Source organism: Pseudomonas sp. M2(2023) (assembly GCF_030263955.1).
Classification (GTDB): domain Bacteria; phylum Pseudomonadota; class Gammaproteobacteria; order Pseudomonadales; family Pseudomonadaceae; genus Aquipseudomonas; species Aquipseudomonas asiatica.
In genome coordinates, this window is the sequence record NZ_CP127114.1 from 4584104 (window position 1) to 4596215 (window position 12112).

The following is a 12112-nucleotide window of genomic DNA, read 5'->3' on the forward strand; positions in this document are numbered from 1 at the left end:
GCCAACTGACACCGATTTCATCCAGCAATTGCAAATTGCTCTTATTCAAACTCACTCACCCTGCTAAGCTTGCACGCCGGTTTTTCGCTCACGCCCAGGATTTTCGATGTCCTTGTCGCTGTCCCGACTCTCCCCCCTGCTGCTGGCCTTAGCCCTTGCCGCCTGCGACGACGCCCCGCGTTTCACCCAGGCCGAGCCCGGCGAAGCGTTGTCGGGCGGCAAAGCCACCGTGCAGCGTACTGACCGCAATGCCTATTCCCTGCCCTCGGCCAACCTCTCGCCCGAGCGGCGCCTGGACTTCGCCGTAGGCAACAGCTTCTTCCGCAACCCCTGGGTGATCGCCCCATCCACTACCACCGCACGTGACGGCCTGGGGCCGCTGTTCAATACCAATGCCTGCCAGAACTGCCACGTGCGCGACGGCCGCGGCCACCCGCCAGAGCCGGGCGACAGCAACGCCGTATCGATGCTGGTACGCCTGTCGATCCCCGACCAGCCCTACCTGGCCAAGGTGGTCGAACGCCTCGGCGTGGTGCCGGAGCCGGTCTATGGCACCCAGCTGCAGGACATGGCCATCCCCGGCGTGACGCCGGAAGGCAAGGTGCGGGTGAGCTACACCAGCGAAACGGTGTCGTTCGAGGATGGCCACCAGGTCGAGCTGCGCAAGCCGGCCCTGCAGATCACCCAGCTCGGCTATGGCGTGATGCACCCCGACACGCGCTTTTCGGCGCGAGTGGCGCCGCCGATGATCGGCTTGGGCCTGCTCGAAGCCATCCCCGAAGCCGACCTGCTGGCCAACGAGGATCCCGACGACCGCAACCGCGACGGCATCCGCGGCCGGGCCAACCGGGTGTGGGATGACGCCCAGGGCAAAACCGTGGTCGGCCGCTTCGGCTGGAAGGCCGGGCAGCCCAACGTCAACCAGCAGAACGTGCATGCCTTTGCCGGCGACATGGGCCTGACCACCACCCTGCAGCCCAACGACGACTGTACCCCGGCGCAGGCCGACTGCCTGGCCGCGCCCAACGGCGACGGTGCCGATGGCGAGAAGGAAGTCAGCGATAATATCCTGCGCCTGGTCACTTTCTACACCCGCAACCTGGCCGTGCCGGCCCGCCGCGATGTTGGCTCGCCGCAGGTGCTGGCGGGCAAGAACCTGTTCTACCAGGCCGGCTGCCAGGGCTGCCATACACCGCAGTTCACCACAGCCGCCAATGCCGCCGAGCCGGAGCTGGCCAACCAGTTGATCCGCCCTTACAGCGACCTGCTGTTGCATGACATGGGCCCGGGCCTGGCCGACGAGCGCACCGAATTCGCCGCCAACGGCCAGGACTGGCGCACCCCGCCATTGTGGGGCATCGGCCTGAGCGAAACGGTCAGTGGCCACAGCCAGTTCCTGCACGACGGCCGCGCCCGCAACCTGCTCGAGGCCGTGCTCTGGCACGGTGGCGAAGCCGAGTCGGCACGCAATTTCGTACTCACTTTCAATGCCGAGCAGCGTGCCGCGTTGCTGGCTTTCCTGAACTCACTTTAAAAAGCGCAAAGGAGCCGGGCATGTTCCGACCCAAACTGTTGTTCACCAGCCTCGCCGCACTCGCCCTCGGCGCCTGCTCGCCGCAGGACCCGCAAGCAGTCACCTCCGCTGCCATCGCCAAGCAGGTGATCCTGCCCACCTACAGCCGCTGGGTCGAAGCCGACCGCACGCTGGCCGCCAGCGCCCTGGCCTACTGCGAAGGCAAGGAAACCCTGGACAAGGCCCGTGCCGACTTCCTCAACGCGCAAAAGGCCTGGGCCGAGCTGCAACCGCTGCTGGTCGGCCCGCTGGCCGAAGGCAACCGCGCCTGGCAAGTACAGTTCTGGCCCGACAAGAAGAACCTGGTCGGCCGCCAGGTCGAGCAGCTGGTCAACGCAGACCAGCCGGTCGATGCCGCGGCCTTGGGCAAGGCCAGCGTGGTGGTACGTGGCCTGTCGGCCTACGAGTACATCCTGTTCGACAGCAAGCCGGACATCGCCACTGCCGAGCAGAAAGCCCGCTACTGCCCGTTGCTGGTGGCCATCGGTGAACACCAGAAAACCCTGGCCGAAGAGATCCTCAAGGGCTGGAACAGCACCGACGGCATGCTCTCGCAGATGACCAAGTTCCCCAACCAGCGCTACGCCGACTCCCACGAGGCCATCGCCGACCTGCTGCGCGCCCAGGTCACCGCTCTGGACAGCCTGAAGAAAAAGCTCGGTGCGCCGATGGGCCGCCAGAGCAAGGGCATTCCACAGCCACTGCAGGCCGAAGCCTGGCGCAGCCACAGCTCGCTCAAGAGCCTGGAGGCCAGCCTCAAGGCCGCCGAAGCGGTCTGGGTCGGGGTCGACAACCAAGGCCTGCGCGGCTTGCTGTCCAGCGATCAGAAAGCCCTGGCAGACAAGATCGACGCCGCCTACGCTGCCTCGCTCAAGCTGCTGGCCGACAACCAGAAAACCTTGGGCGAGCTGCTGGCCGACGACGCTGGCCAGCAAACCCTGAACCAGATCTACGACAGCCTCAACGCCGTCCACCGCCTGCACGAAGGCGAGCTGGCCAAGGCGTTGAACATCCAGCTGGGCTTCAATGCCAACGACGGTGACTGATCATGCTGCGACGCCAGGCCCTCAAACTCGGTAGCGTATTGCTCAGCGCCCTCACCCTGGGCGGCTGGAGCCTGTTCCGCAACAAAGGCAGCGAGCCCCTGCTACTGTCGGCGCGTGACGACGGCGACGGCAAGCACTATGCGGTCGGGTTCCGCTTGGACGGCACCCAGGTGTTCAGCACCCAGGTCGCCCAACGTTGCCATGCCATCATCCATCACCCGGACCTGCCGATCGCCCTGTTCGTCGCCCGCCGTCCCGGCACCGAAAGCTACCTGGTCGACCTGCGCGACGGGCGCCTGCTGCAAACCGTCACCTCGCAGCCGAACCGGCACTTCTACGGCCACGCGGTCATTCACAAAGGTGGCGAATGGCTGTATGCCACCGAGAACGACACCACCGACCCGGGGCGTGGCGTACTCGGCGTGTACCGCTTCGAAGGCGAGCGCCTGGTGCACAGCGGGGAGATTCCGACCCACGGCATCGGCCCGCACGAAGTGGCCTGGCTGCCGGACGGCGAAACGCTGATCGTGGCCAACGGCGGTATCCGCACCGAAGCCGAAAGCCGGGTGGAGATGAACCTCGACGCCATGGAACCGAGCCTGGTGCTGATGCAGCGCGACGGTACCCTGCTGAGCAAGGAAACCCTGGCCCAGCAGATGAATAGCGTGCGCCACCTGGCGGTGGGCAGCGATGGCACCATCGCCGCCTGCCAACAGTTCATGGGCGATGCCGATGAAACCGCCGAACTGCTGGCGATCAAGCGCCCGGGCGAGCCGTTCAAGGCCTTCCCGGTGCCGGAGCGACAGTTGCAGGCCATGGCCCAGTACACCGCCAGCGTGGCTATCCACAGCGAGCTGCGGCTGGTCGCGCTGACCGCGCCACGAGCCAACCGCCTGTTCGTCTGGGACCTGGACAGCGGCGCGGTGCGGCTGGATGCGCCAATGCCCGATTGCGCGGGGGTGGGCGCGGTACAGGACGGCTTTGTCGTCACCTCCGGGCAGGGCCGTTGCCGGTTCTATGATTGCCGCAAGGCCGAGCTGGTCGGGCAACCGATGAACCTGCCGTCCGGTTTCTGGGACAACCACCTGCATCTCGTCTGATTTTCGGGTTGGCTGTACTGGCCCCTTCGCGGCTAAAGCCGCTCCCACAGGAATAGCGCAACCCGCTGACTGCGCGGTCCCTGTGGGAGCGGCTTCAGCCGCGAAGGGGCCGGCCCAGGCATTCCACTCCCTTTCCCCCAAAAAACAGTCAATACTTCCCCCATCCACACGTGGGCAGGATCGCCCGTTGTCGTGTCTAAGCGAATAACAACCGCATCCAAGGAACCGGACCTATGCTGCGCCGCCGCATGCTCATCATGTTGGCCGTGGTTCTGCTGATCGTGCTGGCCCTGGGGGGCTACAAAGCCTTTTCGATCTACCAGCAGATCCAGATGTTCACTGCCCCCAAGCCGCCCATCACCGTGGCGGCCGCCTTGGCCGAACAGCGCCCGTGGCAAGAGCGCCTGCCCGCTGTCGGCAGCCTCAAGGCGCTACAGGGCGTTGAGCTGAGCCTGGAAGTGGAAGGCATCGTCAAGGCCCTGCATTTCGACTCAGGCCAGCAGGTCAAGGCCGGGCAACTGTTGCTGCAACTCAACGACGACCAGGAAACCGCCCTGCTCGGCACCGCCCAGGCCGACCTGGGCCTGGCCAAGGTAGATTTCGGCCGTGGCAGCCAGCTGGTCGGCGACTCAGCCATCTCCCGCGGCGAATTCGACCGCCTCACCGCCCAGTACCGGCGCAATCAGGCGGTGGTCGACCAGCTCAAGGCATCGAAGACCAAGAAGAGCATCAGCGCTCCGTTCAGTGGCACCATCGGCATTCGCCAAGTGGACGTCGGCGACTATCTGGCCGCCGGCACGGTGATCGCCACCCTGCAGGACACATCCAGCCTCTACGTCGACTTCAACGTACCGGAACAGGCCCTGCCGCACCTCAGCCTGGGCCAGCAGGTGCTGGTGCAGGTGGCCGCCTACCCGGGCCAGACCTTCCCCGCCAGCCTCAGCGCCATCAACCCCAAGGTCGAGGAAACCACGCGCAACCTGCTGGTGCGCGCAACCATGGCCAACCCGGACAGCAAGCTGCTGCCGGGCATGTTCGCCAGCCTGCTGATCCTGCTACCCAACCCGCAGCCACAAGTGGTGGTGCCGGAAAGCGCCATCACCTACACCCTGTATGGCAACTCGGTGTATGTCGCAACGCCGAAAAAGGACAAGGACGGCAAGCCACTAAACGACGACAAGGGCCAGCCGCAGCTCACCGCCGAGCAGCGCACGGTGCAAACCGGCGAGCGCCGTGACGGCGTGGTGGTGGTCAGCAAGGGCCTGCAGGCCGGGGAACAGGTGGTCACTGCCGGCCAACTGAAGCTCACCCCCGGTGCCGCGATCCGCATCGGCCAGGACAAAGCCCTGAAGCCCGCACCGGGCACGCCGGGCAAGGACTGACAGGAGGCTGGCATGGCGTTCACCGACCCGTTCATCCGCCGCCCGGTGCTGGCTAGCGTGGTGAGCCTGCTGATCCTGCTGCTGGGCTTCCAGGCCTGGAACAAGCTGCAGATCCGCCAGTACCCGCAAATGGAAAATGCCCTGATCACCGTAACCACCGCCTACCCCGGCGCCAACGCCGAGACCATCCAGGGCTATATCACCCAGCCGCTGCAGCAAAGCCTGGCCAGCGCCGAAGGCATCGACTACATGACCTCGGTGAGCAGACAGAACTTCTCGATCATTTCCATCTACGCCCGCATCGGCGCCGACAGCGACCGGTTGTTCACCGAACTGCTGGCCAAGGCCAACGAAGTGCGCAACAAGCTGCCCCAGGACTCCGAAGACCCGGTACTGAGCAAGGAAGCCGCCGATGCTTCGGCGCTTATGTACATCAGTTTCTACAGCAAAGAGATGAGCAACCCGCAAATCACCGACTACCTGTCGCGGGTGATCCAGCCCAAGCTGGCGACCCTGCCGGGCATGGCCGAAGCGGAAATCCTCGGCAACCAGGTGTTCGCCATGCGCATCTGGATCGACCCGGTGAAACTGGCGGGCTATGGCCTGTCTGCCATCGACGTGACCAATGCCGTGCGCCGCTACAACTTCCTTTCCGCGGCCGGCGAGGTGAAGGGTGAATACGTGGTCACCAGCATCAACGCCAGCACCGAGCTGAAGTCGGCCGAGGCGTTCGCCGCCCTGCCGGTCAAGACCAGTGGCGACAGCCGCGTGCTGCTTGGCGATGTGGCGCGGGTCGAGATGGGGGCTGAAAACTACGATACGGTCAGCTCGTTCGACGGCACCCCATCGGTGTACATCGGCATCAAGGCCACACCAGCCGCCAACCCGCTGGACGTCATCAAGGAAGTGCGGCGCATCATGCCCGAGCTGGAAAGCCAGCTGCCCTCGGCGCTGAAGGTATCGATCGCCTATGACGCCACGCTGTTCATCCAGGCCTCCATCGACGAAGTGATCAAGACCCTCGGCGAAGCGGTACTGATCGTCATCGTGGTGGTGTTCCTGTTCCTCGGTGCCCTGCGTTCGGTGCTGATTCCGGTGGTGACCATTCCGCTGTCGATGATCGGCGTGCTGTTCTTCATGCAGATGATGGGCTATTCGCTCAATCTGCTGACCCTGCTGGCAATGGTGCTGGCCATCGGGCTGGTGGTGGACGACGCGATCGTCGTGGTGGAAAACATCCACCGGCACATGGAAGAAGGCAAGTCGCCGTTCGACGCCGCCCTCGAGGGCGCCCGCGAAATCGCCATGCCGGTGGTGTCGATGACCATCACCCTGGCGGCAGTGTATGCACCGATCGGCTTCCTCACCGGGCTGACCGGCGCATTGTTCAAGGAATTTGCCCTGACCCTGGCCGGTGCGGTGATCATATCCGGCATCGTTGCGCTCACCCTGTCACCAATGATGTGCGCGCTGCTGCTGCGCCAGGAACAGAACCCCAGCGGCCTTGCCCACCGCCTGGACGTGCTGTTCGAACGCCTGAAGGTGCGCTACCAGCGCCTGCTGCACACCACCCTCGACAGCCGGCCCGTCGTGCTGGTGTTTGCCGTGATCATTCTGTGCCTGATTCCGGTACTGCTGAAGTTCACCCAGAACGAACTGGCACCCAACGAGGACCAGGGGGTGATTTTCATGATGAGCAGTTCGCCGCAGCCGGCCAACCTTGATTACCTCAACGCCTATACCGACGAATTCACTCCGCTGTTCAAGGCTTTCCCGGAGTATTACTCGTCGTTCCAGATCAACGGTTTCAATGGCGTGCAGACCGGCATCGGCGGCTTCCTGCTCAAGCCCTGGAACGAGCGCGAGCGCACGCAGATGGAGCTGCTGCCGCTGGTGCAGAGCAAGCTCGAAGAAATCAGTGGCCTGCAGATCTTCGGCTTCAACCTGCCGTCGCTGCCCGGCACCGGCGAGGGCCTGCCATTCCAGTTCGTGATCAACAGCGCTGGCGACTACCCGGCACTGCTGGATGTGGCCCAGCGCATCAAGGCCCGCGCCCAGGAATCAGGCAAGTTCGCCTTCCTCGACATCGACCTGGCCTTCGACAAGCCCGAGGTGGTGGTGGATATCGACCGGGCCAAGGCGGCGCAGATGGGGGTGTCGATGGACACCTTGGGCAGCACCCTGGCGACCTTGCTGGGCGAGGCGGAAATCAACCGCTTCACCCTCGAAGGCCGCAGCTACAAGGTGATTGCCCAGGTCGAGCGGCCTTACCGCGACAACCCCGGCTGGCTGAACAACTACTACGTGAAGAACGACCAGGGCCAACTGCTGCCGCTATCCACCCTGATCACCCTTACCGACCGCGCCCGCCCGCGCCAGCTCAACCAGTTCCAGCAGCTGAACTCGGCGATCATCCAGGGCGTGCCCATGGTCAGCCTGGGCGAGGCGCTGCAGACCGTACAGGGCATCGCCCGCGAGGAGGCTCCGGAAGGTTTCGCCTTCGACTATGCCGGCGTGGCGCGCCAGTACGTCCAGGAAGGCAGCGCGCTGTGGGTGACCTTCGGCCTGGCATTGGCGATCATCTTCCTGGTGCTGGCGGCGCAGTTCGAAAGCTTCCGCGACCCACTGGTAATACTGGTGACGGTGCCGTTGTCGATCTGTGGCGCGCTGCTGCCACTGTTCCTTGGCGTATCGAGCATGAACATCTACACCCAGGTCGGGCTGGTGACACTGATTGGGCTGATCAGCAAGCACGGCATCCTGATTGTCGAGTTCGCCAACCAGTTACGTGAGGAGCGCGGCATGCGTGTGCACGAAGCGATCGAGGAAGCCGCGGCGATTCGCCTGCGGCCGGTGCTGATGACCACGGCGGCGATGGTATTTGGCATGGTACCGCTGATCCTGGCGACTGGTGCGGGGGCAGTCAGCCGCTTTGACATCGGTACGGTGATTGCCACCGGGATGTCGATCGGCACGCTGTTTACCCTGTTCGTGTTGCCTTGTATCTACACCCTGCTGGCGCACAAGGCGGTTGCCAGGGAAACATCGGTTGCCTGAACCGGCCTCTTCGCGGATGAACCCGCTCCCACAGGTACGGCACCGGATCCGGAATGGGTGCAGTACCTGTGGGAGCGGGTTCACCCGCGAAGAGGCCGGCGAGGCAAATGCAAAAATGCCAAAGGCCCCGCAATCGCGAGGCCTCTGGCATTTCCATCTACACCGGATTCAACCGAACGGCCGCAACCCCTGGCGCATGCCGAACAGGAACAGCAACAGATCCTGATCCGGCGCGGCCTCGGCTTGTTGCTGCGGTTTCATTTCCCGCGGCAACGCGCACTGGTCGGCCAGTTCGGCCTTGCTGAACACTGTCGGCTTCGGCTCCTCCCAGGCAGCCACCGCCACGGTGGTCACCGCCAGGCCAGCTACCAGGAACAAAGCTCGAGCTATTTCTAGTTTCATTGCCCTAACCCTTTGACAGCGCTGCCAAACGCCATCTGGTAAAAGTAGAGCAGTGTTTGCCATTCCGCGTCATTCATCGACGAATGGCGGCGCAGCTGGCGCAGGTCATTGCCCGCCGCACGCTGGCAGCTGATGCGCCGACGGCATTTTTCCAGGTCCAGCAGCGCGACTTCGACCCGGGCCTGCTCGCCCTCGCCAATCACCTTGACGAACACATGCTTGCCATACAGACAACCGTGCTGCCAGTGCCCCAGGTGCATGCGCGCCAGGTTGTCCGCCAGGTCCTTGAGCATGCGCTCATGCACCACCTGCGGGTAACGCTCGCGGGCACCTTCGGCATGCCAGGTATCGAGTTCGACGAAACCGTCGAGTGCTTCGCTCACCAATAGCGCACGCCACTGCTTGTCGGCACCACGTTCGGCGCCACAGAAGACGATGCGCGGTACACGCACGCCCAGTTGCTCGAAGCTGTTCAACGCATCGAGCTCACGCAATACGGTCGGCCGGCCGAAAGGGTGCAGCAGGCTACGGTAGATATGCCCGACCTGGCGCTTGGCATACAGCAGCTTGCCATTGCCATCGTCGAGGCGTTGCACACCGCTCTCGCCACCACGGCGCTGGTTAGGCTCCTCGACCCACTCGCCCTGCTGGCGCCAGTAAAAATCGAACCGCGACTCCCCGCTCTGGGCTACAGCCATCAAACACTACCCCTTACGCAATACATATACCCGCCACATGGCATAGAACGGCAGGAAGTCGAGGCGTTCCTGGATTCTGAAGCCGGCGGCTCGGAATTCTTCTTCGACCGTGTCGGCCGGTAACACAAACCGGTTCTGGTAATTGTCCTGGTCGCCCTTCCTGGACCTGCGGCGCTGTTCCAGTTTTTTCCGGCGCCATGCTTTGAAATTACCATCCACCCACAATGACAGGATCACACTATCACGGCTAACCCGTTGAAATTCCGAAAGAATGGTCTTTCTGTGCGCCGCTTCGCCGATGTGGTGGAACAAGCGCATGCAGAAGATGCTGTCCACCGAATTGTCCGGCAAGTCGATGGCAAATGCCGAAGTCTGCAAAGGGCGTACCCGTGCCACCACCTCTGGCGCTTGCGCGGTACAGGCTGTCTCGATCATCGCTTCTGAGTTGTCGGCGCCGATGATCACCCGGTTGGGCTTTTCTGCCAGCAACGGCCAGAAGCGGCCAGCACCGCATGGCAGGTCGAGGACCAGCCCAGGCTCACCAGCCAATGCCAAGGCACGACGCGCCAGTTGCTCATCACGCTTGTGGGAAAGGCGTCGCGCAAGGCCATCCTGGTGCTTGAGAAAGTACTCGCGGGCATGTTCTTTGTCGTACTTCTCGGAAAATTCAAGCTTGATGGGGCTACGCATTGGGCATCTCCTGACTCCATTCCGCCCACATTAGGTAAGTAAGCGTAGGAATCAGGTCATGCTGATGTGAAAAATATGTTGAGCGCCGAATGGCCTGTAACAACAGATTACTCGACCAAAGCCTCTGGATCGCCCTTCACTGCGGTTTTGCTCAGGTCGACCACGAAACGGCAGCCGTGTGGCAAGGTTGATGTCAGGGTGACATGCCAACCTTGGTCATCGCAGATGCGCTGTACCAACGACAGGCCCAGGCCCAGGCCCTCACCGCGCCGCTCATCGCCGCGCACGAACGGCCGGAACATCGCCTCGCGCTGTTCCTCCGGGATACCCACGCCACTGTCCTCCACGCTGAAGCCGGTGGCTTCCAGGCTCAGGCGGATGTAGCCGCTGTCGGTGTAGTGCGCGGCATTACGCAGCAGGTTGCCCATTACCGACTGCAGGAAGGTGGCGTTGTACAGTACCGGGCTGGCACTGACGCGGCCATCGTAATACAAGGCCAGGCCCTTCTGCTCGATGGTGTCGCGCCAAACCCCGACCAGTTCGTCAGCCACCTCCCGCAGGGTGGCCCGCGATGCCACCGCACCCTCGTCGCGCTGTGCCCGGGCCAGCATCAGGAAGGTCTTGACCAGCTCGCGCATTTCTTCCGTGGCCCGCGCCACACGCTCCACCTGGCTGCGCGAGCGGGCGTCCAGCGTCGGGTTTTCCATCAGCAGCTCACACGAGGTGGCCAGCACCATCAAGGGTGTGCGCAATTCATGGCTGACGTCGCTGGTGAACAACCGTTCGCGGGTCAGGGCATCGCGCAGGCGGCCCAGGGTATCGTCGAAGGCTACCGCCAGCTGGCCGACTTCGTCTGCGGCATAGTCCGGTGCCAGCGGCGGGGCCAGCCCCAGCAACTGGTCACGGTGGCGTACCTGGCGCGCCAGGCGGATCACCGGCGCCATCACCCGGCGCGCCACCAGCCAGCCGAGGATCACCGCCAGTACCAGGCTGAGCACGAAGCCCACCACCACCACCGCGAACAGCAAGCGCTCGCGCTCTTCGAAGTCGCTCTGGTCCTGCAACAGCACATAGCGACGGCCATCAACGATCTCGACCATGGCGTGGTACGACAGTTGATCGCGGAATACCTCGTGGAAGCCGCGGTCAAGGTGGCGCAGGTCCTTGGGAAGTTCGAAGTCGTCGCGCCCGCCGCTGAAATAGAACAGCTGGTCGGGGCGGGGGCGGTGGCTCCAGTCGCTGACGCTGTCCATGCGCAGCAGGCGCTGCAGGTCACCGCCCAGCACCGACGAAATCAGCCGCTCCTCGACCAGGTGCACGGTGCCGACGATGCCAAAGGCGAAGGCCCCGGCCACCAGCGCGCTCATCAGGGCAAAGGCGATGATGATGCGCTGGGCAAGGCTTTGCTTAAACTCCATCACGGCCCTCGGCGAGGCGATAGCCGACGCCATGGACGGTATGCAGCAGCGGTTTTTCAAACGGCTTGTCGATCACCTGGCGCAGCTGGTGCACGTGGCTGCGCAGGCTGTCGCTGTCAGGGCAATCATCTCCCCAAAGGGCTTCTTCCAGCACTTCGCGACGCAATACGTGCGGGCTTTTCTGCATCAGCACCGCCAGCAGCTTGAGGCCGACAGGGTTGAGCTTGAGCAGGCGGCCCTGGCGGGTGACTTCGAGGGTGTCCAGGTCATAACTGAGGTCGGCCACCTGCAAGGTGCGGCGCCCGCCGCCCTGGGCCCGGCGCAGCACCGCTTCGATGCGGGCAGCCAGCTCCGACAGGGCGAAGGGCTTGAGCAGGTAATCGTCGGCACCGGAGCGGAAGCCCTGCAGGCGGTCGTCCAGTTGGTCGCGGGCGGTGAGCATGATCACCGGCGTATCGCGGCGGGCGTCTTCGCGCAGGCGCTTGCACAGGGTGTAGCCGTCGATGCCCGGCAACATGATGTCGAGCACGATCAGGTCGTAGTGCTCGGTGGCAGCCAGGTGCAGGCCGGACAGGCCATCCTGGGCACAGTCGACGGTGTAGCCCTTCATGCCCAGGTAATCGGCCAGGTTGGCCAGGATATCGCGGTTGTCTTCAACCAAAAGAATGCGCATCGGTTTCTCCTGTGCGGCGCTTCTCGCTGTGGTGCGCGGCAGGCGCAGCTTAAGGCCTATGCCTGCAGGGTGC

At 63.8% G+C, this 12112-nt stretch carries 10 protein-coding genes; 5 read left to right on the forward strand and 5 right to left on the reverse strand.

What is annotated here, in order from left to right:
• Nucleotides 1-106 precede the first annotated feature (106 nt).
• The 5 genes from QN085_RS21085 (at nucleotide 107) to QN085_RS21105 (ending at nucleotide 8158) form a co-directional block, all read left to right on the forward strand.
• Complete coding sequence (locus QN085_RS21085; RefSeq protein ID WP_013974081.1) at nucleotides 107-1534, forward strand: di-heme oxidoreductase family protein; 1428 nt, start codon at nucleotides 107-109, stop codon at nucleotides 1532-1534.
• Nucleotides 1535-1554: 20 nt separating this feature from the next.
• Entirely contained in the window at nucleotides 1555-2619 is a 1065-nt protein-coding gene (locus QN085_RS21090; protein WP_013974082.1) for an imelysin family protein, read from the forward strand.
• 2 nt (nucleotides 2620-2621) lie between these two features.
• A complete protein-coding gene (locus tag QN085_RS21095) occupies nucleotides 2622-3719 on the forward strand; it encodes a DUF1513 domain-containing protein (protein WP_013974083.1) in 1098 nt (365 codons plus the stop codon).
• 233 nt (nucleotides 3720-3952) lie between these two features.
• Nucleotides 3953-5101 carry an efflux RND transporter periplasmic adaptor subunit gene (locus tag QN085_RS21100; RefSeq protein WP_013974084.1) on the forward strand — a complete coding sequence of 383 codons (1149 nt, stop codon included), beginning with the start codon at nucleotides 3953-3955 and terminating at the stop codon, nucleotides 5099-5101.
• Nucleotides 5102-5113: 12 nt separating this feature from the next.
• Nucleotides 5114-8158: a multidrug efflux RND transporter permease subunit gene (locus QN085_RS21105; RefSeq protein ID WP_023660869.1), complete on the forward strand. Its 3045-nt coding sequence runs from the start codon at nucleotides 5114-5116 to the stop codon at nucleotides 8156-8158.
• 168 nt (nucleotides 8159-8326) lie between these two features.
• On the opposite strand, the gene QN085_RS21110 is transcribed toward QN085_RS21105, so the two are convergent.
• The 5 genes from QN085_RS21110 to colR all read right to left on the reverse strand — a co-directional run bounded on the left by QN085_RS21110 (nucleotide 8327) and on the right by colR (nucleotide 12039).
• Entirely contained in the window at nucleotides 8327-8560 is a 234-nt protein-coding gene (locus QN085_RS21110; protein WP_013974086.1) for a hypothetical protein, read from the reverse strand.
• Nucleotides 8557-9258: a lipopolysaccharide kinase InaA family protein gene (locus tag QN085_RS21115; protein ID WP_013974087.1), complete on the reverse strand. Its 702-nt coding sequence runs from the start codon at nucleotides 9256-9258 to the stop codon at nucleotides 8557-8559. Before QN085_RS21115 ends, QN085_RS21110 begins: the two co-directional genes overlap by 4 nt.
• A gap of 6 nt (nucleotides 9259-9264) precedes the next feature.
• Nucleotides 9265-9948 (reverse strand): class I SAM-dependent methyltransferase, encoded by a 684-nt coding sequence (locus QN085_RS21120; RefSeq protein WP_013974088.1) that lies wholly within the window; start codon nucleotides 9946-9948, stop codon nucleotides 9265-9267.
• A 107-nt stretch (nucleotides 9949-10055) separates the two neighbouring features.
• A complete protein-coding gene (locus tag QN085_RS21125) occupies nucleotides 10056-11366 on the reverse strand; it encodes a sensor histidine kinase (RefSeq protein ID WP_013974089.1) in 1311 nt (436 codons plus the stop codon).
• Nucleotides 11356-12039, reverse strand: coding sequence for a two-component system response regulator ColR (gene colR, locus QN085_RS21130; protein WP_003255215.1), 684 nt, complete (start codon nucleotides 12037-12039; stop codon nucleotides 11356-11358). The genes QN085_RS21125 and colR overlap by 11 nt, the downstream gene beginning before the upstream one ends.
• Between the last annotated feature and the right edge of the window lie 73 nt (nucleotides 12040-12112).

What these genes read in the sequence shown, in the direction of transcription:
- QN085_RS21095 (WP_013974083.1), top strand. Translation starts at nt 2,622, where the DNA reads ATGCTGCGACGCCAGGCCCTCAAACTCGGTAGCGTATTGCTCAGCGCC.
- QN085_RS21110 (WP_013974086.1), bottom strand. Translation starts at nt 8,560, where the DNA reads ATGAAACTAGAAATAGCTCGAGCTTTGTTCCTGGTAGCTGGCCTGGCG.
- colR (WP_003255215.1), bottom strand. Translation starts at nt 12,039, where the DNA reads ATGCGCATTCTTTTGGTTGAAGACAACCGCGATATCCTGGCCAACCTG.
- QN085_RS21125 (WP_013974089.1), bottom strand. Translation starts at nt 11,366, where the DNA reads ATGGAGTTTAAGCAAAGCCTTGCCCAGCGCATCATCATCGCCTTTGCC.
- QN085_RS21105 (WP_023660869.1), top strand. Translation starts at nt 5,114, where the DNA reads ATGGCGTTCACCGACCCGTTCATCCGCCGCCCGGTGCTGGCTAGCGTG.
- QN085_RS21100 (WP_013974084.1), top strand. Translation starts at nt 3,953, where the DNA reads ATGCTGCGCCGCCGCATGCTCATCATGTTGGCCGTGGTTCTGCTGATC.
- QN085_RS21120 (WP_013974088.1), bottom strand. Translation starts at nt 9,948, where the DNA reads ATGCGTAGCCCCATCAAGCTTGAATTTTCCGAGAAGTACGACAAAGAA.
- QN085_RS21085 (WP_013974081.1), top strand. Translation starts at nt 107, where the DNA reads ATGTCCTTGTCGCTGTCCCGACTCTCCCCCCTGCTGCTGGCCTTAGCC.
- QN085_RS21090 (WP_013974082.1), top strand. Translation starts at nt 1,555, where the DNA reads ATGTTCCGACCCAAACTGTTGTTCACCAGCCTCGCCGCACTCGCCCTC.
- QN085_RS21115 (WP_013974087.1), bottom strand. Translation starts at nt 9,258, where the DNA reads ATGGCTGTAGCCCAGAGCGGGGAGTCGCGGTTCGATTTTTACTGGCGC.